This window comes from Burkholderia sp. SRS-W-2-2016 (assembly GCF_001931485.1).
Taxonomy (GTDB): domain Bacteria; phylum Pseudomonadota; class Gammaproteobacteria; order Burkholderiales; family Burkholderiaceae; genus Paraburkholderia.
The window spans coordinates 1-21,471 of record NZ_MSDV01000056.1 but is presented as its reverse complement, the minus strand read 5'-3'; the positions used below and the strand labels follow the sequence as shown (position 1 = coordinate 21,471).

Annotated in this window: 19 protein-coding genes; 5 read left to right on the top strand and 14 right to left on the bottom strand. The window is 66.4% G+C overall.

Going from position 1 to position 21,471, the window contains the following annotated elements; genetic code table 11:
- Positions 1-25: 25 nt before the first annotated feature.
- Positions 26-1,030, bottom strand: a complete 1,005-nt coding sequence (locus BTH42_RS24195) for an AraC family transcriptional regulator (protein ID WP_075303699.1) — start codon at positions 1,028-1,030, stop codon at positions 26-28.
- Positions 1,031-1,177: 147 nt separating this feature from the next.
- Here BTH42_RS24195 and BTH42_RS24190 point away from each other — a divergent pair, with 147 nt between their 5' ends.
- Positions 1,178-1,621: a glyoxalase/bleomycin resistance/extradiol dioxygenase family protein gene (locus BTH42_RS24190; protein ID WP_075303698.1), complete on the top strand. Its 444-nt coding sequence runs from the start codon at positions 1,178-1,180 to the stop codon at positions 1,619-1,621.
- Positions 1,622-1,925: 304 nt separating this feature from the next.
- Positions 1,926-4,145 carry a phosphocholine-specific phospholipase C gene (locus tag BTH42_RS24185; protein WP_075303697.1) on the top strand — a complete coding sequence of 740 codons (2,220 nt, stop codon included), beginning with the start codon at positions 1,926-1,928 and terminating at the stop codon, positions 4,143-4,145.
- A 48-nt stretch (positions 4,146-4,193) separates the two neighbouring features.
- On the opposite strand, the gene BTH42_RS24180 is transcribed toward BTH42_RS24185, so the two are convergent.
- From BTH42_RS24180 to gltS, 4 genes are read right to left on the bottom strand one after another with little or no spacing between them, the layout of a single operon-like run.
- On the bottom strand, positions 4,194-4,655 hold the full coding sequence (locus tag BTH42_RS24180; protein ID WP_075303696.1) for a hypothetical protein: 462 nt from the start codon (positions 4,653-4,655) through the stop codon (positions 4,194-4,196).
- 36 nt (positions 4,656-4,691) lie between these two features.
- The gene (locus tag BTH42_RS24175; RefSeq protein WP_075303695.1) at positions 4,692-5,552 is read right to left on the bottom strand and encodes a class I SAM-dependent methyltransferase; all 861 of its coding nucleotides are present in this window, start codon (positions 5,550-5,552) and stop codon (positions 4,692-4,694) included.
- 48 nt (positions 5,553-5,600) lie between these two features.
- The gene (locus BTH42_RS24170; RefSeq protein WP_075303694.1) at positions 5,601-7,304 is read right to left on the bottom strand and encodes a dihydroxy-acid dehydratase; all 1,704 of its coding nucleotides are present in this window, start codon (positions 7,302-7,304) and stop codon (positions 5,601-5,603) included.
- Positions 7,305-7,358: 54 nt separating this feature from the next.
- Positions 7,359-8,561 carry a sodium/glutamate symporter gene (gene gltS / locus BTH42_RS24165; protein ID WP_075303760.1) on the bottom strand — a complete coding sequence of 401 codons (1,203 nt, stop codon included), beginning with the start codon at positions 8,559-8,561 and terminating at the stop codon, positions 7,359-7,361.
- A 168-nt stretch (positions 8,562-8,729) separates the two neighbouring features.
- Between gltS and BTH42_RS24160 the strand changes: the two genes are divergently transcribed.
- Positions 8,730-9,149, top strand: a complete 420-nt coding sequence (locus tag BTH42_RS24160) for a DUF6232 family protein (protein ID WP_075303693.1) — start codon at positions 8,730-8,732, stop codon at positions 9,147-9,149.
- 10 nt (positions 9,150-9,159) lie between these two features.
- Here the strand turns inward: BTH42_RS24160 and BTH42_RS24155 are convergent, their stop codons facing one another.
- Entirely contained in the window at positions 9,160-11,619 is a 2,460-nt protein-coding gene (locus tag BTH42_RS24155) for a glycogen/starch/alpha-glucan phosphorylase (protein WP_075303692.1), read from the bottom strand.
- A gap of 814 nt (positions 11,620-12,433) precedes the next feature.
- Between BTH42_RS24155 and BTH42_RS24150 the strand changes: the two genes are divergently transcribed.
- Positions 12,434-13,792: an MFS transporter gene (locus BTH42_RS24150; RefSeq protein ID WP_178392232.1), complete on the top strand. Its 1,359-nt coding sequence runs from the start codon at positions 12,434-12,436 to the stop codon at positions 13,790-13,792.
- Between the two features lie 96 nt (positions 13,793-13,888).
- On the opposite strand, the gene ltaE is transcribed toward BTH42_RS24150, so the two are convergent.
- The 3 genes from ltaE to BTH42_RS24135 all read right to left on the bottom strand — a co-directional run bounded on the left by ltaE (position 13,889) and on the right by BTH42_RS24135 (position 16,348).
- A complete protein-coding gene (gene ltaE, locus BTH42_RS24145) occupies positions 13,889-14,896 on the bottom strand; it encodes a low-specificity L-threonine aldolase (RefSeq protein ID WP_075303690.1) in 1,008 nt (335 codons plus the stop codon).
- A 184-nt stretch (positions 14,897-15,080) separates the two neighbouring features.
- Positions 15,081-15,866: a peptidoglycan DD-metalloendopeptidase family protein gene (locus tag BTH42_RS24140; RefSeq protein WP_075303689.1), complete on the bottom strand. Its 786-nt coding sequence runs from the start codon at positions 15,864-15,866 to the stop codon at positions 15,081-15,083.
- A gap of 170 nt (positions 15,867-16,036) precedes the next feature.
- Entirely contained in the window at positions 16,037-16,348 is a 312-nt protein-coding gene (locus tag BTH42_RS24135) for a cupin (protein WP_075303688.1), read from the bottom strand.
- A gap of 228 nt (positions 16,349-16,576) precedes the next feature.
- Here BTH42_RS24135 and BTH42_RS24130 point away from each other — a divergent pair, with 228 nt between their 5' ends.
- Positions 16,577-16,897, top strand: coding sequence for a hypothetical protein (locus tag BTH42_RS24130; RefSeq protein ID WP_075303687.1), 321 nt, complete (start codon positions 16,577-16,579; stop codon positions 16,895-16,897).
- A 222-nt stretch (positions 16,898-17,119) separates the two neighbouring features.
- On the opposite strand, the gene BTH42_RS24125 is transcribed toward BTH42_RS24130, so the two are convergent.
- The 5 genes from BTH42_RS24125 to BTH42_RS24105 all read right to left on the bottom strand — a co-directional run.
- The gene (locus BTH42_RS24125) at positions 17,120-17,461 is read right to left on the bottom strand and encodes a DUF4148 domain-containing protein (protein WP_075303686.1); all 342 of its coding nucleotides are present in this window, start codon (positions 17,459-17,461) and stop codon (positions 17,120-17,122) included.
- 299 nt (positions 17,462-17,760) lie between these two features.
- Positions 17,761-19,170, bottom strand: coding sequence for an NADP-dependent phosphogluconate dehydrogenase (gene gndA, locus BTH42_RS24120; RefSeq protein WP_075303685.1), 1,410 nt, complete (start codon positions 19,168-19,170; stop codon positions 17,761-17,763).
- Between the two features lie 110 nt (positions 19,171-19,280).
- The gene (locus tag BTH42_RS24115) at positions 19,281-19,889 is read right to left on the bottom strand and encodes a DUF938 domain-containing protein (protein WP_075303684.1); all 609 of its coding nucleotides are present in this window, start codon (positions 19,887-19,889) and stop codon (positions 19,281-19,283) included.
- 32 nt (positions 19,890-19,921) lie between these two features.
- Positions 19,922-20,539: a pyridoxamine 5'-phosphate oxidase family protein gene (locus BTH42_RS24110; RefSeq protein ID WP_075303683.1), complete on the bottom strand. Its 618-nt coding sequence runs from the start codon at positions 20,537-20,539 to the stop codon at positions 19,922-19,924.
- Between the two features lie 76 nt (positions 20,540-20,615).
- A partial coding sequence (locus BTH42_RS24105; RefSeq protein ID WP_372237281.1) for an NAD-dependent protein deacetylase occupies positions 20,616-21,471 on the bottom strand: 856 nt, incomplete at its 5' end.

Here is a 21,471-nt window from a genome sequence, read left to right as displayed (position 1 = left end):
GGTTCGCTATGACCGGATCGGCCGCTCAGCCGCCGCGGCGATAGGCGGCCGGCGTGCTGCCGGTCCAGTGCCGGAACGCGCGGTGAAAGGCGGTGGGGTCGCCGAAACCGATATCGCCGGCGATCACGGCGATCGCGTCGCGCGTACCGGTCAGGCGCTGGATCGCGATATCGCGGCGCAGCTCGTCCTTCAGCAGCTGGAACGCGGTGCCCTCGGCGGCCAGATGACGGCACAAGGTTCTGACCGAGCAGTGCAAGCCGTCGGCGGCCGCTTCGATGGTCGGCACGTCGGGTAGCCGCGACGCCACATACTCGCGCACCCGGTGACTGAAAAGCTGTTCGTCGAACGAAACGAACACCCAGTCTTCCGGCGCGCGCGACAGAAAGCGGCGCAGGTTGGCCTTGCGCTGACGCACCGGCAGATCGAAATAGCTGCTGCTGAACTGCATCGAGGTCTGGCCGCAGTCGAACTTCGCCGGTCCCGGAAACAGATACAGGTATTCGAGCGCGTGAGCCGGACGGGCAAACGCGAACTGCACCTGCAATAGCGGAATGCGCTGGCCGATCAACCACGAGGCGACGCCATGCGCGAGTTTCAGCATCAGCTCCTGGCCGAGCACGCTGGCCCGCATGCCGGTGGGCCCCGGTTGCAGCGTCAGGCTCGCGACCAGTTCGCCGCGGCGCGATTCGAACAGGAAGTCGTCGACGACGATATGAAAGAACTGGCCGAAGCGGTGCATCGCGGTTTCGAGATTCGGCGCATCGAGCAGGCTCAGGCACAAGAACTTCAGCGTGCCGCTGCGCAGCGGCCGCGCGAACACGCCGGGCATTTCATCGTCGAGTTCGATGGCGAGCGAGCGGTACAGCGTCGAGAACTGTTCCTCGGTGACGCGCGCGCCGGGCTGCACGAGCAGCTCACGCGGAATCGTCGCGCCCGCCAGATGCCGGTCGACGATGCCCGGCTGCGTCTCGACGCTGGCGAGAAAGCCATTGACGAGCGAGATCGGGACGGTGGCGCCGGGAGCGTGCATGGAGTGGTTTCAACGAGCGGACACGCGTGAGCATAGCGCGTCCGCCTGGCTATTGGCGAGGCCCGGCGAGTGGGGAGCGGACCAGGATCGCGAAGCACACGCCCGGCGTTTCTCCGATAATGATTCACCGCTAGAACGGAGGTGACGATGAGCACGATTCACGAGGTCTATCCGTACCTGCGCGTGCGCAACGCCGCGCAGGCCATCGAGTTCTATACACGGGCGTTCGGCGGCGTCGAACAGTTTCGCCTGACCGAGCCCAGCGGCCGGATCGGTCACGCGGAGGTGAAGATCGGTCCGGCGACCGTGATGCTGTCCGACGAATATCCGGAGCACGGGATGCTGGGCCCGAGCGCCGACAGTCAGACCAGCGTGCTGCTGCACATTCATTGCGACGACGTCGACCGGTTGTTCGCGCAAGCAGTGGCCGCCGGCGCCACCGTGATCCGGCCGCTGACCGATCATTTCTACGGCGAACGCTCGGCGACTGTGCTCGATCCGTTCGGCCATCAATGGATGCTCGGCGCGCAGATCGAAGCGCTGACGCCCGAAGAAATGCAGCGGCGCTATACCGCGCTGTTCGACGAGTAGCGCTCGCGCGGGTCACGCCCGCCCGTTGCAGCGCACCAATCCCACCGATCGCACCAATCCCACCACTGCCTCGCGGGGCGAGCACTACCCCGCGCGATGTCCTCGCCTTGCCCCGCCCAATCCCCCTCGCAAACGTTTTTATGCGCATTCGCACAACCGTCAACGTGACGACACAAAGCCCGCATACATTGTTCGCGCACCTCGCCGGTCGCGCTCCGTTGGGCTCCTCGTCAGTCCGTCGCGCGGCCATGCGTGGCCGCCTCGATAACAAAGGCAACCGCCGCCCAGACAAGGACCCCCGAAGATGACTACCACCCCTTCATCGCGTCGCCGCTTTCTGATCCAGTCGGTCAAGGCCGCCGGCGCGGCCGCCTCGCTCTCCGTGCTGCCGCCGTCGATCCAGCGTGCGCTCGCGATTCCCGCGCACTTTCGCACCGGCACGATCGAGGACGTCGAACACATCGTCGTGTTCACGCAGGAGAACCGCTCGTTCGATCATTACTTCGGCGCGATGGCCGGCGTGCGCGGCTTTGCCGACCGCTTCCCGATCCCGGTGCCGGACACCACGGCGCTGAACAAGAAGACCGTCTGGTATCAACGCAACGACGGCGCGACGCCGGCCACGCAAACGTTTCAACACAACGATACGGTCGCCAACTTCAATCTGATCCGCACCAAGGACACCCCGCACCTGTACCCGGATGCGCAGCAGGCGTGGGACGGCGGCCGCATGACGAGCTGGCCGGTCGCGAAAGGCAGCGCGTCGATGGTCTACTACACCGGCGCCGACATCCCGTTCCAGTACGCGCTCGCGAACGCATTCACGCTGTGCGACCACAATCACTCGGCGTTCACCGGCGGCACCAATCCGAATCGCTGCTACATCTACACCGGCACCAATCACGGCCGCGACAACCCGAACCAGCCGGGCGTGTTCAACGGCCCGGCGCTGAACAACGACTACAACAACATCGCCAACTACACGAGCGGCGAGCCGACCACCGGCTACACGTGGACCACCTACGCCGAGCGCCTGCAGGCCGCCGGCGTTACCTGGCAGGTGTACAAACCGGCCGCGCAGGACTACTCGCTCAATCCGCTGCTCGGCTTCAAATCGTTCCGCGACGCCAACACGACCAGCGCCGCCGCGCGCACGCCGCTCCAACAGCAGCTGTACACGCGCGGCATCCAGACCCGCGAGCTGACCGATCTGAAGAACGACGTGCTGAACGGCACGCTGCCGCAGGTCTCGTGGATCTGCGCGACGTCGACCGGCTCCGAGCATCCGAGCGCGTCGAGCCCGCTGCAGGGCGCGAACTACATCTCCGAAGTGCTCGATGCGCTGACCGCGAATCCGGAAGTGTGGAGCAAGACGGTGCTGATCATCCACTTCGACGAGAACGACGGCTTCTTCGATCACGTGCCGCCGCCGGCGCCGCCGTCGTACGCGACGTACAACGCGAACCCCTCGCTCGCGCAACTGGCCGGCAAATCGACCGTCGATACATCCGACGACTATCTCGGCGAGAACACCGCGAACGTCGCCGGCACCAGCGTCTGGACCCATCATCCGTACGGAATGGGCCCGCGCGTGCCGATGTATATCGTGTCGCCGTGGAGCAAGGGCGGCTGGGTCAATTCGCAGGTGTTCGATCACACGTCGACGATCCGCTTCATCGAGAAGCGCTTCGGCGTGCAGGAGCCGAACATCAGCCCGTGGCGCCGCGCGGTCGCCGGCGATCTGAGCTCGTGCTTCGACTTCCGCAATCCGGACAATCGCGCGTTCTATCCGTCGCTGCCGGATACGACGGCCGGCGACACGAAGAGCCGCGCGCTGGCCGGCACCACCGCGCCGGTGCCGCCGAGCACGCCGGTGCTGCCCGCGCAGCCGGGTGGCGTGCGTCTATCGCGCGCGTTGCCGTATGAGTTGCATGTGAGCGCGGCGGTGCCGCTCGGCAGCCCGAGCGTCGAGCTGACGTTCGCGAACACCGGCACGCAAGCGGCCGTGTTCCATGTGTACGACCGCCTGCATCTGGACCGTCTGCCGCAGCGTTATACGGTCGAAGCGGGCCGCCATCTGAGCGACGAGTGGAACGTGGTCGCCGACGGCGGCAAGTACGATTTGTGGGTGCTAGGGCCGGCCGGTTTCCACCGGCATTTCACCGGCGTGCGCGCGACGGCGGGCGGCAATCCCGAAGTAGAAGTCGTCTATCAGCGCAACAGCGGCGCATTGCGCGTGAAGGTGCACAACAGCGGCAATGCGCCGGTCGAAGTGAACCTCACCGCGAACGCGTATGGCAAGGATCCGCGGCGGGTCGCGCGCGTCGAGCCGCGCGGCGAGATGTTCTTCGAATTGCCGGTGCAGTCGTCGGGCTTCTGGTACGACTTCACGCTGAACGCGAAGGGGCTGACCGGCTTCACGCGACGCTTTGCGGGCCGCGTCGAAACCGGCCGCGACGGCATCTCCGATCCGGCGATGGGCGGCGCCGCGATCGGCGATCAGCTGGCGATTTCGTTCAGTTAAGACGAGGTGATAACCGCTTGCCGGCGCGCTGCCGGTAAGCGGCGAGCGTCACTGCGCCGATGCATGCGAGCGCAGAAACGGCAGATAGCCGCTTTGCGTCTTCAGAATCTTCTCCGCGCATTCATCGTAGTCCGAACCCTTTTCGCTGTTCTGGCCGTACATTCCGCGGCACTGCGCGAACAGCGACAGCGTCGCGCCGCCGCTGGCCTTCGGCGCGCGCGTCGCCGAGAACGACGCCTTGCCCGAATCGTCGGGGACGTCGGTGTCGATCGAGACCGCGTCGGCGTGAATCACGTGGGTATCGGAATGCTGCTCGATGTAGCGCTTGGTCAGCGCCCAGGCGGCATCGCAATTCTCAGGCGTGCAATCGATCGTCGCGTCGCGTTGCGCGGCGGCGAGATTCGGTTCGCTGTGAAGGATTTCCTGCTGGACCTTGCGCGCCTGCTTTTCTTCGGACGAGCAGGCGGCGAGCGTGAAAGCAACGAGTGCGAAGACTGCGATCTTTTTCATGAATCAATCCGTGGCCGTATTCGAGCGCGATTATAGCTAGGTACTCGCGACCAGCAACTCTTCCGCGTTCGCCGGCGGGCGCAAGCCATCCGTTCTGCCTGCGAAGTAACGCTCGCTCAGATCGGCTGCCGACACATGCCGTGCGTCGGCAAAGCCCGCTTCACGCGCGAGCGCGGTGATCTGCGGCGGCGTGAAGAAACTGATGAACGGCGTGCCGCTCGCCCGCGCGCCCTTCTCCGCCATTTCGAGCCCCGGCCGCACGTCGGGGTCGGCCATTTCCAACGGCAACAGGAACGTCATCGCGAACGTCGAACCGGGCGCGAGCCCGGCCACCTCGCGCAGCGTCGCCGCGTTCGCCTCTTTGCTCAGATACATGCTGACGCCGGTCGACACGACGACCGCCGGTTTAGCCGGATCGAAACCCTCGTCCACGAGACGCTCGCGCCAGTTATCGCCCGCTTCGAAATCGACCGGCACGAAGCGCAGCCAGTCCGGCACGCCGAAACCCAGCTCAAGCAAACGGCGGCGCTTCCACCTCTGCGGCCCCGGCGGATCGACCTCGAACACGGTCAGCCGCGCGGCCAGATCGGGCCGGCGCTGCGCGAAGCTGTCGAGACCCGCGCCGAGAATCACATACTGCGCGACGCCGCGCCCGACCTGCTCGACCACCAGGTCCTCGATAAAGCGTGCGCGCGCCACGATCGACGCGCGAAACGGCCGCGTGAATTGCGGGTCCATGTCGCCGCGGCTGCGCCAGTCCTCGGCCGGCGCCAGCAGTTGCAGGCCGACCTCGTCTTCGAGCACGTGCGGCGGCGCATCGGCCTGCACGTGCAGCGCGCGCCACAACGCGACGCGCGCGGCGGTGCTGTCGGGAGCCGCCGCTGGTTGATCGTTCATCACTGTCCGCTCCGTTGGTTCGACGCGACCCGCGCCAGAAGCGCTACCTTACTTCAGGAAGCGAAAATCGCAGCCTTCGTCGGCCTGCAGAATTTCCTGCTCGTACAGCTTCGCATAGCCGCGCCTGGCCGGCGCGTGGCTGCGCGGCGGCAACGCGGCGCGGCGCTTCTCGAGTTCCTCGTCGGACACCAGCAGTTCGAGCGCGCGATTTTCGACGCTCAGGCGAATCCGGTCGCCGTTGCGCACGAGGCCGAGCGGCCCGCCCGACGCCGAATCCGGCGTGATGTGCAACACGATCGTGCCGTACGCGGTGCCGCTCATTCGCGCATCGGACATCCGCACCATGTCCTTCACGCCGGCGCGCGCAAGCTTGCCCGGAATCGGCAGATAGCCGGCCTCGGGCATCGCCGATTCACTGGTCGGGCCGGCGTTTTGCAGCACCAGGAAATCGTCGGCGTTGACGTCGAGATCGTCGCTGTCGATCCGGTTCGCGAGGTCTTCGAGCGATTCGAACACGACCGCGCGCCCTTCCTGCTCGAACAGCTTCGGGTCGGCCGCCGAGCGCTTCAGGATCGCGCCGCGCGGCGCCAGATTGCCGAACAGCGCAACGAGGCCGCCGGTATCGCGCACCGGTTGCGCGTACGGCCGCACCACTGTGTGATCGACCCAGCTGACGTCGTGCAGACGGTCGCCGAGCGTTTCGCCGGTCACCGTGCGGCAGTCCAGATGCAGCAGATGTTTGATCTCGCGCAGAATCGCCGGCACGCCGCCGGCCGCGTACAGGTCTTCCATGTAGTGATCGCCGGTCGGTTTCAGATTGACGAGGACCGGCGTCGTGTCACTCAGTTCGTTCACGCGCCGCAGATCGACGTTCACGCCGACGCGGCCGGCGATCGCGGTCAGATGGATCATCGCGTTGGTCGAGCCGCCGATCGCCAGCAGCACGCGCAGCGCGTTTTCGACCGACTGCGCGGTGATGATCTCGCTCGGCAGGATCGGCTTCGCGATCAGCTCGAACGCGACCCGGCCCGTTTCTTCCGCGATCCGCAGACGGTCCGCGTCGACCGCCGGACACGCGGCGCTGTTCGCCGGCATCATGCCGAGCGTCTCCGCGATGATCGCCATCGTGCTCGCGGTGCCCATCACCGCGCAGGTGCCGGCGGTCGAAGCCAGACGCCGCTCCACGGTATTGATTTCCTGCGCGTCGATCTCGGTCGCGCGGAATTTGGCCCAGAAGCGGCGGCAATCGGTGCACGCGCCGAGCCGTTCGCCGCGATGGCGGCTGGTCGACATCGGTCCCGCGACCAGTTGCACCGCCGGCAGATTCGCGGACGCCGCGCCCATCAATTGCGCGGGCACCGTCTTGTCGCAACCGCCGAGCAGCACGACCGAATCCATCGGCTGCGCGCGGGTCATTTCCTCGACGTCCATCGACATCAGATTGCGAAACTTCAGGCTGGTCGGCGTGAGGAACGTCTCGCCGAGCGAGATGGTCGGAAACTCGATCGGCAAGCCGCCGGCCGCGAGCACGCCGCGTTTGACCGCGTCGATCATCTCCGGGAAATGGCGATGGCAATTGTTGAAGCCGCTCGCCGAATGCGCGATGCCGACGATCGGCCGGTCCAGCATCTCGCGGCTATAACCCATCGAACTCGCGAACGTGCGGCGCAGATAGACGCTGAATTCGCGGTCGCCGTAATTGGTCAGTCCTTTCGCGAAACCGACCGGCTTTTTACTGTGTTGATCGCTCATGAGGTGTGCTTACTCTCTTTGCCTGTGTGCCTGTGAATGCAGCGAAACCGACCGTCAGTGCAAAAACGGCAGCGCGAGAAACAGCTTGATCACGATCGCATTGACGAGGTCCATGAAAAACGCGCCGGTCATCGGCACGATCAGAAACGCGATATGCGACGGACCGAAACGGTTGGTGACCGCCTGCATGTTCGCGATCGCGGTCGGTGTCGCGCCGAGTCCGAGACCGCATTGCGCGGCGCACAGCACGAGCGCGTCGTAGTCGCGGCCCATCGCCGGGAACGTGATGAACACCGCGTAGAGCGCCATCAGCAGCGTCTGCGCGGCGAGGATCGTGACGATCGGCACCGCCAGCGCGGCCAGCTCCCATAGATCGAGGCGCATCAGCGCCATCGCGAGAAACAGCGCGAGGCTGACGTTGCCGACCAGCGCGACCGCCTGCTGATCGAGCCGTACGCGCGCGAGCGCGAGCCCGTTGTTCAGGATCACGCCGATAAACAGCACGCAGACGAAGGTCGGCAGTTCGAACACGCTGCCGGCGAGCCAGTCGGCCAGCACGTCGCCGCAGGTAAGGCAAATTGAAATCAGCGCGAGCGTGGTGATCAGCGCGGCGGGGGTGGTCGGCTGCTGCGCCTTCGGTTCTTCGAACACCAGCGTATCTTCCGCGCGCTGCGCGGCGCGCCGCAATTCGTCGGCGCTGAGCCGGCGCAGCAGCAGCCTCGCGATCGGGCCGCCGAGCACGCCGCCCATCACGAGCCCGAAGGTCGCGCAGCCGATCGCGATCTCGGTCGCCGCCTCGATCCCGTGATGCTCGGTGAACACCTGGCTCCATGCGGCGCCGGTGCCGTGGCCGCCCGACATCGTGATCGAGCCGCCGAGAATGCCGAGCAGCGGATCGACGCCGAGCGCGAACGCGAGCAGGATGCCGATCACGTTCTGCAGGATCAGCAGCCCGCTGACCAGCGCGAGAAAACGCACCAGCACCGGGCCGCCCGCTTTCAGATTCGACAGATGGGCATTCAGACCGATCGTCGCGAAGAACGCGAGCATCAGCGGGGTTTGCAGCGTCGGATCGAAGCGCACTTCGAGATGAGCGGTGACGCGTGCGAGCAGCACGCCGATCGCGACCACGAGGCCGCCGGCCACCGGCGCGGGAATCGAATAGGTCCGCAGCACGCCGATCCACTGGATCAGCTTTTCGCCGAGCAACAGCACGAACGATGTGGCGACCAGCGTGGCATAGATGCCGATAGTCATGAATGAATGGCCTCCGGCGCGGCACGCGCAGCCATCCGCCATCTTAGCCAATCCGCTCGCGCAAAGTATGCATTTCCTTGATGCGCTGCAAGCCGCGCATGACGCCGTGTCACTGCCGCGCGGCGAACTCTGCTACGCTGCCCGCTTCACCAACCTCGCATTGAAACGATGGAAACTCCTTTCAACGATCGCGGCGTGTCGGTCACGCGCAATGCCTTGTCGGCTGCTGGCCAGGTCTTTCCGCTGCGCGATATCGCCGGCGTGCAGGTGGTCACCGTGCAGAAGAACAAGGTCGTGCCGCTGGTGATTTCGATCGCGGGATTGATCGGCGCGATTGTCGGCGGCGCGATGCAGTCGGCGTCGGGAATCGTGTGCGGCGTGATGCTGATCGTGGTCGGCTGGCTGACGTGGGTCACCCAGGACGTGACCCACCGGCTGATGGTGAAGACCGCCGACGGCGAACGCGAGGCGCTGATGAGCACCGACCGCGAATTCGTCGAGCGGGTCGGCACCGCCGTCGAGCAGGCGAAGGCAGCGGCAGCGGCAGCGGCAGCGGCAGCGGCGGCGGCCGCCGCGCCGAAGGCTTGACGCCCGCCCGCTACCCTTGCGCGAGATCGAGCGGACTGACGCGCCAGATATTGCGCGCGTACTCGCCGATCGTCCGGTCCGACGAAAACTGCCCCATTCCCGCGACGTTCTCGATCGCGCTTTCCGCCCACGCGCGCCGGTCGACAAAACGCGCATCCACTTCGTTCTGCGCCTGCGCGAACGCCGCGAAGTCCGCCAGCACCATGTAGTGATCGCCCCAGTCGACCAGCGTGTGGAAGATATCCGAGAAGCGCAGCGGGTCGTCCGGCGAGAAATAACCCGAACGGATCTGGTCGAGCGCGGTGCGCAACTCTTCGTTCTCCTCGTAAATCTGCCGCGGCCGGTAGCCGCTCGCGCGCAGGCTGTCCACTTCGTCGGCGGTGTGGCCGAAGATGAAGATGTTCTCGCGCCCCACCGCCTCGCAGATTTCGATATTCGCGCCGTCCATCGTGCCGATCGTCAGCGCGCCGTTCAGCGCGAGCTTCATGTTGCCGGTGCCCGACGCCTCGGTGCCGGCCATCGAAATCTGTTCCGACAGATCCGCGGCCGGAATGATCAGTTCGGCGACGCTCACCCCATAGTTCGGCACGAACACGACCTTCAGCCGGTCGCCGATCAGCGGATCGTGATTGACCTTCTGGCTCACGTCGCCGATCAGCTTGATGATCGTCTTGGCCATCCGGTACGCGGACGCGGCCTTGCCGGCGAACAGCACGACGCGCGGTACCCAGTCGCGCTCCGGATTCGCGCGAATCTGGTTGTAGCGCACGATCACGTGCAGCACGTTCAGCAGCTGCCGTTTGTACTCGTGAATCCGTTTGACCTGCAGATCGAACAGCGCATCCGGATTGAACTGCAGCTTGGTGTGATGCGCGAGCCGCTGGACGAGCCGCTGCTTGGCCTGGCGCTTCGCGTCGCGGAATGCATCGACGAACTCGCTGTCCTTGCGCAGATTGCGCAGCTGTTCGAGCTCGAACAGATTGCTGCGCCAGTGCTTGCCAATGCGCGAATCGATCAGCGACGACAGCGACGGACTCGCCTGCGCGAGCCAGCGGCGCGGCGTGATCCCGTTGGTCACGTTGGTGAAGCGCTCCGGATAGATGCTCGCGAAGTCGGCGAAGATATCGCGCGTCATCAGTTGCGAGTGCAGCTTCGACACGCCGTTCACCTTGTGACTCGCGACGATCGCCAGATACGCCATCCGCACGCGCCGCTGGCCGTATTCGTCCACCAGCGAAATGCGCCGGATCATCTCGGCGTCATGGCCCGACTGCTCGCTCACGTGCTTGAGGAACTGCGCGTTGATCTCGAAGATGATCTCCAGGTGACGCGGCAGCAGCCGCGCCAACATTTCGACATCCCAGGTTTCGAGCGCCTCGGGCATCAGCGTGTGATTGGTGTACGAGAAGATCTGCGTGACGTGCTTCCAGGCCTTGTCCCACGGCAGATGATGAACATCGACCAATAGCCGCATCAGCTCCGGAATCGCCAGCACCGGGTGGGTGTCGTTCAGATGCACCGTCACCTTTTCGGAGAAGCGGCCGAACGTGCTGTGCGTGCGCTGATAGCGGCGAATCAGATCCTGCATCGTCGCCGATACGAAGAAGTACTCCTGGCGCAGCCGCAACTCGCGGCCGGCGGGCGTCGAGTCGTCCGGATACAGCAGACGCGATACGTTCTCCGACATGTTCTTCGTATCCACCGCGTTACGGTAGTCGCCGCGATTGAACGCGCCGAGGTCGAGTTCATCGGTCGCGCGCGCGGACCACAGGCGCAGCGTGTTGGTCGCGTCGGTCGCGTAGCCGGGGATCACCGTGTCGTACGCGGTCGCGTTCACGTGCTCGGTGTCGATCCACTCCGTCTTGTCGCCGCGCTGCACGGTGCGCCCGCCGAAATGCACCATGTACTTGATCTCGGGGCGCGGAAACTCCCACGGATTACCCGCGCGCAGCCAGTAGTCCGGCGCCTCGACCTGCTCGCCGTTGACGATCTCCTGACGGAACATTCCGTACTCGTAACGGATTCCGTAGCCGAAGCCCGGAATGCCGAGCGTCGCCATCGAGTCGAGAAAACACGCGGCGAGCCGGCCGAGGCCGCCGTTGCCGAGCGCGGCGTCGGGCTCGATCTCGATCAGCGCGTCCATATCGACGCCGAGACTGGCGAGCGCCTCCTTCATCTGATCGTGGATGCCGAGCGCGAGCAGCGCGTTCGAGAAGGTCCGGCCGATCAGAAACTCCATCGACAGGTAGTAGACCCGCTTCACGTCCTGCTCGTATTGCAGGCGCGTGGTCTTCATCCAGCGCGCGACCAGCCGGTCGCGTACCGCGAGCGCGGCCGCGTGCAGCCAGTCATGCGGGTGGGCGGTAACGGCGTCCTTGCCGACGCCGTACATCATGCGATTCGAAATTGAGCGCCGTAGCGCGTCGACGGTACTGTTGAGCTGGTCGAATTCCAGATCGACGGCTGTCATCGAAGCCTCCGGTTAGTTCGACATGGCAGACGCGAACCGCACTGGTGACGGACGGGAGGCGCGTGCCTGTCGGAGCGGTTAAAGAATCAGAGTAGGACATTTTAAGACCCGCGCACAACGGCACGCGTGAGCGGAGCGGGACGCACATGCCGTGCCCGCGGGTTCAGGCCGGTGCGCCGCGCGGCGCTGGCGACGGGCGCGCGAAGACGGTGCAAAGCCGCGCGGGCGCGGCACTCGCGAGGTGCATCGATGCCTGTCATGACGCGACGCGTGTCGCCGGCTAAATATCGCAATGTGATGCATGCCGATTATTTTTTCGTCGCGTGACGAGACGATGACGCAGCGAATTGCTGCGCAATGCGGTGCAATCGGGGGACGCTTTGTGCCAGCGGGTTTGGGCGAACACGCGTAGAACAGCCGCCGGTCGTTCCAGTTTGCGGACGCCGTAAGGGCTTGACCGTTAGTTGCGTACAACTCGCGTATTAACGTCGACACACAGCGACCCTGTCCACGCTCCGCTCTGCCCACCTCCGAGCACGATCGCCGCGTCTCTGCAACAATCGCTGCGTTGCGCCGCAAGGGCCGCCACGCTTTCATTTCGTAAGCACGAAAGCGAGGATGGCCGCGCGTTCACGCGCTACCCGCGACGCGACAGCAACACCCGCATCCCGATCAATCACAACGTAGCCGCCGCCCACGCGCCGCCCGTTTTCCGGCCGGCCGCCGCATCGGTATGCCCAACCCGACGAGCCACGCCTTGTCCGATAAGCTCAGTACCCCAGTCAGCCCCGCCGCCTTTCCCGCCGACGTGCCGATGTCCGCCGCGAACCGCCGCGCGATGGGCGCGATCATGCTCGCGGTCGCGCTCGCGACACTCGATACCGCGATCGCCAACACCGCGCTGCCCGCGATCGCCACCGATCTGCACGCGGCGCCGGCCGCATCGGTGTGGATCATCAACGCGTACCAGCTCGCGATGGTCGCGACGCTGCTGCCGCTCGCCGCGCTCGGCGACATCGTCGGGCACCGGCGCATCTATATCGGCGGAATCGCGCTGTTTACGCTCAGCTCGCTCGGCTGCGCGCTCGCGCCGACGCTGCCGCTTCTAGCCGCCGCGCGCATCGTCCAGGGCCTCGGCGCGAGCGCGATCATGAGCGTGAACACCGCGCTGATCCGCTATCTGTATCCGCCGCACCGGCTCGGCCGAGGCCTCGGCACCAATGCGCTGATCGTCGGCGTATCGTTCGCGGTCGGGCCGACGGTGGCGTCGCTGATTCTCTCCGTCGCGACGTGGCCGTGGCTGTTCGCGGTCAACGTGCCGCTCGGCGTGCTGGCGCTGAGCTTCGCGCTGCCGGCGCTGCCGCACACCGCGCACGGCAAGCATCCGTTCGATCCGCTCGCCGCGCTGCTCAACGTGGTCACGTTCGCCGCGCTGATCTTCGCGCTCAGCGAGGCCGCGCAGCGCGCCTCCATGCAGATCGTGCTGAGCGCCGCGGCCGTCGCGCTGCTGTTCGGTCTGCTGCTGATGCGCCGCGAAGCGGGTCATCCGTCGCCGATGCTGCCGGTCGATCTGTTCCGGCGGCCGGTGTTCGCGCTGTCGGCGGTGACGGCCGTGTGCTCGTTCGCGGCCCAGGGGCTCGCGTTCGTGTCGCTGCCGTTCTATTTCGAGGATGTGCTGCTGCGCAGCCAGGTCGAGACCGGCTTTCTGATGACGCCGTGGCCGGTCGTCGTCGCGCTCGCCGCGCCGCTCGCGGGCGGACTGTCGGACCGCTATCCGCCGGGGCTGCTCGGCGCGATCGGCCTCGCGGTGCTGGCCGCGGGGATGGCTTCTCTTGCGATGTTGCCCGCGCATCCGCACGTGCTCGATATCGGTATCCGGATGGCGATCTGCGGCGCGGGGTTCGGTTTCTTCCAGTCGCCGAATCTGAAGGCGCTGATGGCGAGCGCGCCGCCGGAGCGCAGCGGTGGCGCAAGCGGGATCGTCGCGACCGCGCGGCTGCTCGGTCAGGCGACCGGCGCGGCATTGGTGGCGTTGTGCTTCGGGATTGCCGGCCGCCAGCATGGGCCGACGCTGGCGCTTGCGACCGGCGCGTTCTTCGCCGGCGCGGCGAGTCTGGCGAGCGGCTTGCGGCTGTTCGCGCCGTCGCATCGCGCGGGGACGCGGGCGTCGTGAGCGATGCGGTGCGGTGGCTACTGCTACTGCTACCGCACGCTCACGCCATGACGTTCAACGCGCCGCCATCGCCGCGGCGCGCTCACTGCGGCACGCTCAACGCGCGGCGAAATACGCCTTCACCGCCGCGATAAACGTATCGATATCCGCGCGCGACACGTCCTTGTGCGTGACGAAGCGCGACGCATACAGCATCTGCGTGAGGATCCCGCGCTCCTTGAGCCACGCTTCGAGCGGCGCGCAATGCTGCTGCGGAAACTGCGCGAACACCATGTTGGTCGCGACCGACTGCACCTTCACCTGCTCGATCGATTCGAGTCCGGCCGCCAGATGGGCCGCGTTCGCGTGGTCGTCGGCGAGACGCTCGACGTTGTGATCGAGCGCGTACAGGCAGGCCGCCGCCAGCACGCCGGCCTGGCGCATGCCGCCGCCGAGCACCTTGCGCCAGCGATGCGCGACATCGACGATTGCGCGGCTGCCGACCAGCACCGAGCCGACCGGCGCACCCAATCCCTTCGAAAAGCAGATCGACACCGAATCGAACGGCTCGCACAGCGCGGCGACCGGCTGACCCGACGCGACCGCCGCGTTGAACACGCGCGCGCCGTCCAGGTGAGTGGCAAGGCCGCGCTCGCGCGCGAGCCCGGTGGCGTCAGCGACATAGCTCGCCGGCAACACCCGCCCGCCGATCGTGTTCTCCAGCGCGAGCAGACGCGTGCGCGCGAAGTGATTGTCGATCGGCTTGATCGCGGCGGCGATTTTTTCGAGCGGGATCGAGCCGTCGGCGGCATTTTCGAGCGGCTGCGGCTGGATGCTGCCGAGCACCGCGGCGCCGCCGCCTTCGTATTTGTAGGTGTGCGCGAGCTGGCCGACGATGTACTCGTCGCCACGCGCGCAGTGCGCCATCAGCGCGGCGAGGTTGCTTTGCGTGCCGCTGGGGAAGAACAGCCCCGCTTCCTTGCCGGTGCGCTCGGCCAGCGTGGCCTGCAGACGCAGTACGGTGGGGTCGTCGCCCCAGACGTCGTCGCCGACTTCGGCCGCCGACATCGCCGCGAGCATCGGCGGAGTCGGACGGGTAACGGTATCGCTGCGCAAATCGATCATTGTGGGTTCCTGTGCGTCGATGAAGGTAATGCCTACGGCAAACCGGCCGCGCGTGCGTTCCGCGAGGAACACACGCGCGGCCGGCAATCGAACCACACAGTGTATGCAATTAAAGCGACGCTGAAAATCGGCGCATCCCCGAGAAAGCGGGAATGGACGCCGTCCGGCCGCTAGCGCCCCGTACTCAGCCGCCCGGCTTCGGCAGCCACGCGAGCGGATCGACCGGCTGGCCGTTCTGGCGCACTTCGAACTGGACCGATGCGGCGCCGCGGCTATCCACGCCGACTTCGCCGATGGTCTGCCCTTGCGCGACCGCGTCGCCTTCCTTGACGAGCAACTGGCTGTTCTGACCGTACGCGGTGATCAGCGAGTCGTTGTGCTTGATGATGATCAGCGGCCCGTACGCTTCGATACCGGTGCCCGCATAGACGACGCGGCCGGTCGCGGCGGCCTTGACCGGATCGCCGGGGTGCGCGCCGATCACGATGCCGTTGGACGAGCCCGGCGCGAAGGTGCGCAGCACCGGGCCACGCACCGGCCATTGCAGCACGCCCTGCTGCGGCCCGCTGGTGGCGGCCGGCGCGCCCGGCACCGCACCCGGCGGATTCGGCCCGGCGCCCGGCGCGACCGGTGCGACCGCGACCGGCGGCGTCACCACGCTGCCCGAGCCGAGCGGCGGCGACACCCGCAGCACCTGACCGGGGGCGATTGCCGCATTGACCGGCAGACCGTTCCACGCGGCGATCTCCTGCGGCTTGCGGCCGTACGCGGACGCGATGCCGGACAGCGTGTCGCCCGGATTCGCGCGGTAGTAGCCGGCCGGCACCGAGACCGTCGCGAGGCTGGTCGCGCTGGACGGCGCATTGCTGTAGAACGGCGTGTTGTCCCACGTCGTGCAGCCGGCGACCATCGCGCTGAGCGCCGCCAGCGTGATGAGCCGCATCCCCGTCAGTTGCCAATGTCCTGTCATGTGATTTTCCTCGACGTGTTTCTCAAGCGATTCAACTCAAGCGGATTCAATCGACCGCGCCAGCATTTGCCGTGCCGCGCGCGTGCGCCGACGCTGTTCCACAGCGTGCCTATTATGCGCGAGCCCCACACCGGTGCCGCTGCGCGCGCACCGTCAAACTGCCGTGCTCTTCAGACGCTGCCCGCGCTTTCGACCACCAGCACGCGCGCCACGCCGAGCGGATGCGCGACGTGCTCGGTGCCGACCGTCGCGTGGAACACGTCGCCGGTCTCCAGCACGGTCGAATGCTCGACGCCGTTTTCGCGGTAACGCATCTCGACGCGGCCGTCGAGCACCGCGAACACTTCCTCGCCGTCGTTCACATGCCACCGGTAAGGCTGGTCGGTCCAGTGCAAACGCGTGGTGATGCCGTTCATGCTGGCGATGTCGAGCGCGCCCCACGGACGCGTCGCGGTAAAGCTTTTGCTGCGGATGATCTTCATGGTCGATGAGTTCGGGCCGGCGCGGGATCGCGCGACCAAACCGCCGCGCCCTTGGGCGGCGGCGCTCGCGCGACTGGCCCTATTATAGGTCGCGCGGCAGGCCTGGCTGCCCGGACCCGCGCCGCGGGCGTATCGTATGACCATTGCAAGCACCAGGGCGTCGCCTATACTCAACCAGGCCGCACGCCACAAGTTACGAAAACGTCTGGATTCTGGGAGGAGTCGAGGATGAACAAAGCCACCTTTCTGGCCGTGCAACTGAACGTCGACGATGTCGCGGCGTCCGCCGGCCTCGTCGAATTGCTGAACACGCATCTGATCTTCGCCGCCGACGTCGCCGAGGCCGCCGATGCGCTGGTGCAACTGGCCAGCATCGCGAAACTGTCGAGCGGGGTCGAGGCGAGCGTCGAGCTGCCCGCGGTCGCGATCGAGCGGCTGCGCGAGGCGCTCGACAATCTGAGCGGCTACGACGAATCGTGGCTGCTCGCGCTGGAGCCGAGCCGCGCGTTATTCGACGACATCGGCCGGCGCCAGCGCACACTGCATTGATTCGATGCCCCGCGCACCCGAACCGGTGCCGTAAACGACAAAACGCCATCCGATCGAACTGGATGGCGTTTTTTCTTGCCCGCCGCCCGCGCTGTTCTGCGAGGCGGCGTCCACAGCTACTTCAACTGCGACTTCTTCCACTGTTACTTCTTGCTGCGAACTGCTACTTCCACTGCTGACTGCTACTTCTACCACCAACTTCCAGACACCCCTTCGTGATGCTTAGTTGCCGAAGTAGATCGAGTTACGATCAGCCTTGGCCGGCAGGACCGGCGCGGCGTGGCCAGCTTGCGAGGTGCCGGCCGCCGGAGCGCCGTAACCGCTGGTGTCGGCCTTGCTCGCCACCGCTACCGTGCCGTGTTCCGCATCGACCCGCGCCTGCGCGGCCTGGATGTTCGCCGGGTAGTTAGCGTGGTCGCCCACCGGGTTGTAGCCGGCCTTTTCCAGTTGCACCAGTTCGGCGCGTACTTCTGCTCGGGTCACCGGCTGGCTCGCTTGTGCGAACGCGGCGGCCGGGACGATGAGGGCGGCGGCGACTGCGACTGCGGAAATCAGCTTCTTCATGATGAACCTCCTATTGAACTTGTTGGACTCTTGCGCTTGAGGTCTGGTGTTTCTTCCTCTGCGCTTGAAAACAAGTTTAGGAGGGTTAACCCCTAGGGTAAACCCCTAAGTCACGGATACTCTATTTCCTATCTTGAAAGAATCTTTTGGGAATTCGAGCGCGACGCCTAATTCACCGATAGGTTTTGGTAATAATGAAGAAACCGTTTCGTACGGCTTGCCGGGCTTCAAACGAACGATCGGCCCGGTTCGCGCGATACCGCCAGCGCGCCGGGCCGATTTTCAAACACTCGGACCGCTCAGTTCCACTGCGCGTGGAAGCTGCCCGGCTTGTCGACGCGCTCGAACGTGTGCGCACCGAAGAAGTCGCGCTGGGCCTGCACGAGGTTGGCCGGCAGGCGCTCGGAACGATAGGCGTCGAAATACGCGATCGCCGACGAGAAGGCCGGCACCGGCACGCCCGCGTTGATCGCCGCGACCACCACTTCGCGCAGCGCCGCCTGGTAGTTCTTCGCGATGTCGCGGAAGTACGGATCGAGCAGCAGGTTCGCGAGCGCCTTGTCCTGCGCGTACGCGTCGGTGATCTTCTGCAGGAAGCGCGCGCGGATGATGCAGCCGGCGCGGAAGATCTTCGCGATGGTCCCGTAGTCGAGATCCCACTTGTACTCTTCCGACGCCGCGCGCAGCTGCGCGAAGCCCTGCGCGTACGAGATCACCTTGCTGAAGTACAGCGCGCGGCGCACCGCTTCGATGAACGCGTCCTTCGAACCTTCGAGCGGCTTCGCCTGCGGCCCTTCGAGCACCTTGCTGGCGGCCACGCGCTGCGTCTTCAGCGACGACAGCACACGCGCGAACACCGCTTCGGTGATCAGCGGCAGCGGCGCGCCGAGGTCGAGCGCGTTCTGGCTGGTCCACTTGCCGGTGCCCTTCTGCGCGGCGCGGTCGAGAATCACGTCGACGAGGTCCTTGCCGGTTTCGTCGTCTTTCTTGCCGAAAATCTTCGAGGTGATTTCGATCAGGTAGCTGTCCAGCTCGCCCTGGTTCCACTCGGTGTAGACCTTGCCGAGTTCGTCGTTCGACAGACCGACCACCTGCTTGAGCACCGCGTAGCTCTCGGCGATCAGCTGCATGTCGCCGTATTCGATGCCGTTGTGGACCATCTTCACGAAGTGGCCCGCGCCGTCCGGTCCCATGTAGGCGACGCACGGTTCGCCGTCCGGCGCCTTGGCGGCGATCTCGGTGAGGATCGGCGCGACCAGGTCGTACGCGTCGCGCTGGCCGCCCGGCATGATCGACGGGCCTTTCAGCGCGCCCTCCTCGCCGCCCGACACGCCGGTGCCGATGAAGTGCAGGCCCGCTTTAGCCAGTTCCTGGTTGCGGCGGATCGTGTCGGTGAAATGCGTGTTGCCGCCGTCGATCAGGATGTCGCCTTTGTCGAGCAGCGGCTTGAGCGACGCGATGGTCGCGTCGGTCGGCTCGCCGGCCTTGACCATCAGCAGAATGCGGCGCGGCTTCTCGAGCGAGTCGACGAACTCTTCCAGCGTGAAAGCCGGCACCAGCTTGCGATCCGGATATTCGGCGATGAGTTCGTCGGTTTTCTCGCGGCTACGGTTGTAGACCGACACCGCGTGGCCGCGGCTCTCGATGTTGAGCGCCAGATTGCGACCCATCACCGCCAGCCCTACCACGCCGATTGCCTGTTTGCCCATGTGAATTCTCCAGAGTCCAAAAATGTCGTGACGCCGCGCGCTGCGATGCGCCAGCGCGGCGTCGAGGGTGAAAGGATAAAAGAAATGCGCGCGAGGCGCTTGGCGGCCCGCTATTGCGAACGCTTGCGGAACACCAGACTGAAATTGTTGGCCGGCATCGCCACCACCTGCTCGCACACGAGCCCGGCCGTCTCGCCGAGCGCGACCACCGCCTCCATATCGCGCACGCCCCATTGCTCGTCACGGCTTTTCAGCCACTGCTCGAATGCTTCGTTGCTCGGCGCGGTGTGCACGCCGCCGCGTTTGTATGGACCGTACAGAAACAGCACGCCGCCGTCGACCAGCCGCCGCCCCGCGCCGTCGAACAGCGCCTGCGCCGCGCTCCACGGCGAGATATGGATCATGTTGATGCAGACCACCGCGTCGAGTGCGTCGACGCCCCAGTCCGGTTGATGCACGTCGAGCGCGAGCGGCGCGCGCAGGTTCGCCAGGCCCGCGTGCGCGGTCCACGCGGCAATCGACGCGCGCGCGTCCGGATCGGCATCGCTCGGTTGCCAGTCGAGGCCGGGCAGCGCGCCGGCGAAGCACACCGCATGCTCGCCGGTGCCGCTGGCGATTTCGAGCACGCGGCCGCTGGCGGGCAGCGCGTCGCGCAGCACCGCGAGGATCGGTTCGCGGTTGCGTTCGGCGGAAGGCGAATGTTGCCGGGCGTCGGTCATGGTTGGGTCAGTGGATGGTTAGCGGTGGACGGTCAGTACAGCGTGGCGCGCACGCGGGCCGGCAGTTCGCGGTCGTAGGCGACGGCGTCGAACTGCTCGCCGTCGCCGGCGGCAAAGATGTGCTGCAGGATCTCGCCGGCGCTCGGCAGTCGCGAACGCTCGACATGACTCGCCGGATCCCACAAGCGCGAGCGCACCAGCGCCTTCGAACAGTGGAAATACACCGCGTCGACGTCGATCAGCAGCACGGTGCGCGGCAGTTTACCGTCGACGGCGTAACTGTCCAGTAGCGCCGGGTCCGCCGAGATGCGGCCGCGGCCGTTCACGCGCAACGTCTCGCCGACGCCGGGCACGATCAGCAGCAGCGCGAGCCGCGGGTCGGCGATGATGTTGCGCAGGCTGTCGAGCCGGTTGTTGCCGGGCCGGTCGGGCAGCGCGAGCGTGCGTTCGTCGAGCACCCGCACGAAGCCCGGCGCGTCGCCGCGCGGCGAACAGTCGAGGCCGGCGGGACCGCTCGTCGCCAGCACCGCGAACGGCGCCGCTTCGACGAACGCGCGATAGTCGTCGTTCACGTAGCCGATTTCCTTGCGCAGCGCGCGCTCGGCGGGTTGCGCGTAGAGAGCTTCGAGCTCGTCGATCGTCGTCAGCATGGGACCGTCCTGGAACGTGGGTTGGCCGGGGCCTTTCGTGTTCGGTGTTCGGTGTTCGGTGTTCGGTGTTCGCTCTTCAGCCGCCCGCCAGCCGGCCGGCGAGCGCGCTCAGCGTGTCGCCGCACGGCGCGGCGACCTTCAGCGACAGCAGCGGATCGGCACGCGTGCGGCCCAGGTTGATCGCGGCGATCGGCTTGCCCTGGCGCTGCGCCCATACGCAGAAGCGATAGCCGGAATACACCATCAGCGACGAGCCGGCCACCAGCACCGCGTCGGCCGCCTCCAGCGCGGCCGCGGCAGCATCGACCCGGCTCTTCGGCACGTTCTCGCCGAAAAACACCACCGCCGGCTTCAGCAATCCGCCGCAATTCGTGCAGGCCGGCACGCGAAAACCGCCGAGGTCGTGCCATTCGAGATGCGCGTCGCCATCGGCGGCGGCTTCGGCGGTCACGTCGAGCAGCGCGGGGTTGTCGGCTTCGAGCGTCTGCTGGATCGTCGCGCGCGCGTGCTGGGTGCCGCAATCGAGGCAGATCACGCCGTCGATCCCGCCATGCAGCTCGATCACGTCGCGGCTGCCGGCGCGCTGATGCAGGCCGTCGACGTTCTGCGTGACCAGCGTCGGCACATGGCCGGCCGCTTCGAGCCGCGCGAGCGCGACATGCGCGGCGTTCGGCTGCGCGCGCGCGACCAGCGGCCAGCCGACCATGCTGCGGGCCCAGTAGCGTTGCCGCATCGCCTGGGTGCCGAGGAATTCCTGCAGCGTGATCGGCGGCGAGCGCTTCCATGCGCCGTTGTCGTCGCGATAGCCGGGGATGCCGGAGTCGGTGCTGATACCCGCGCCGGTCAGCACGAACAGGCGCGGATGGCGCTGGACGAAACGGTGCAGGTCGTCGAGCGAGTGGGAGTCGGGTTGCGGGGCGGCTTGCGGGGGG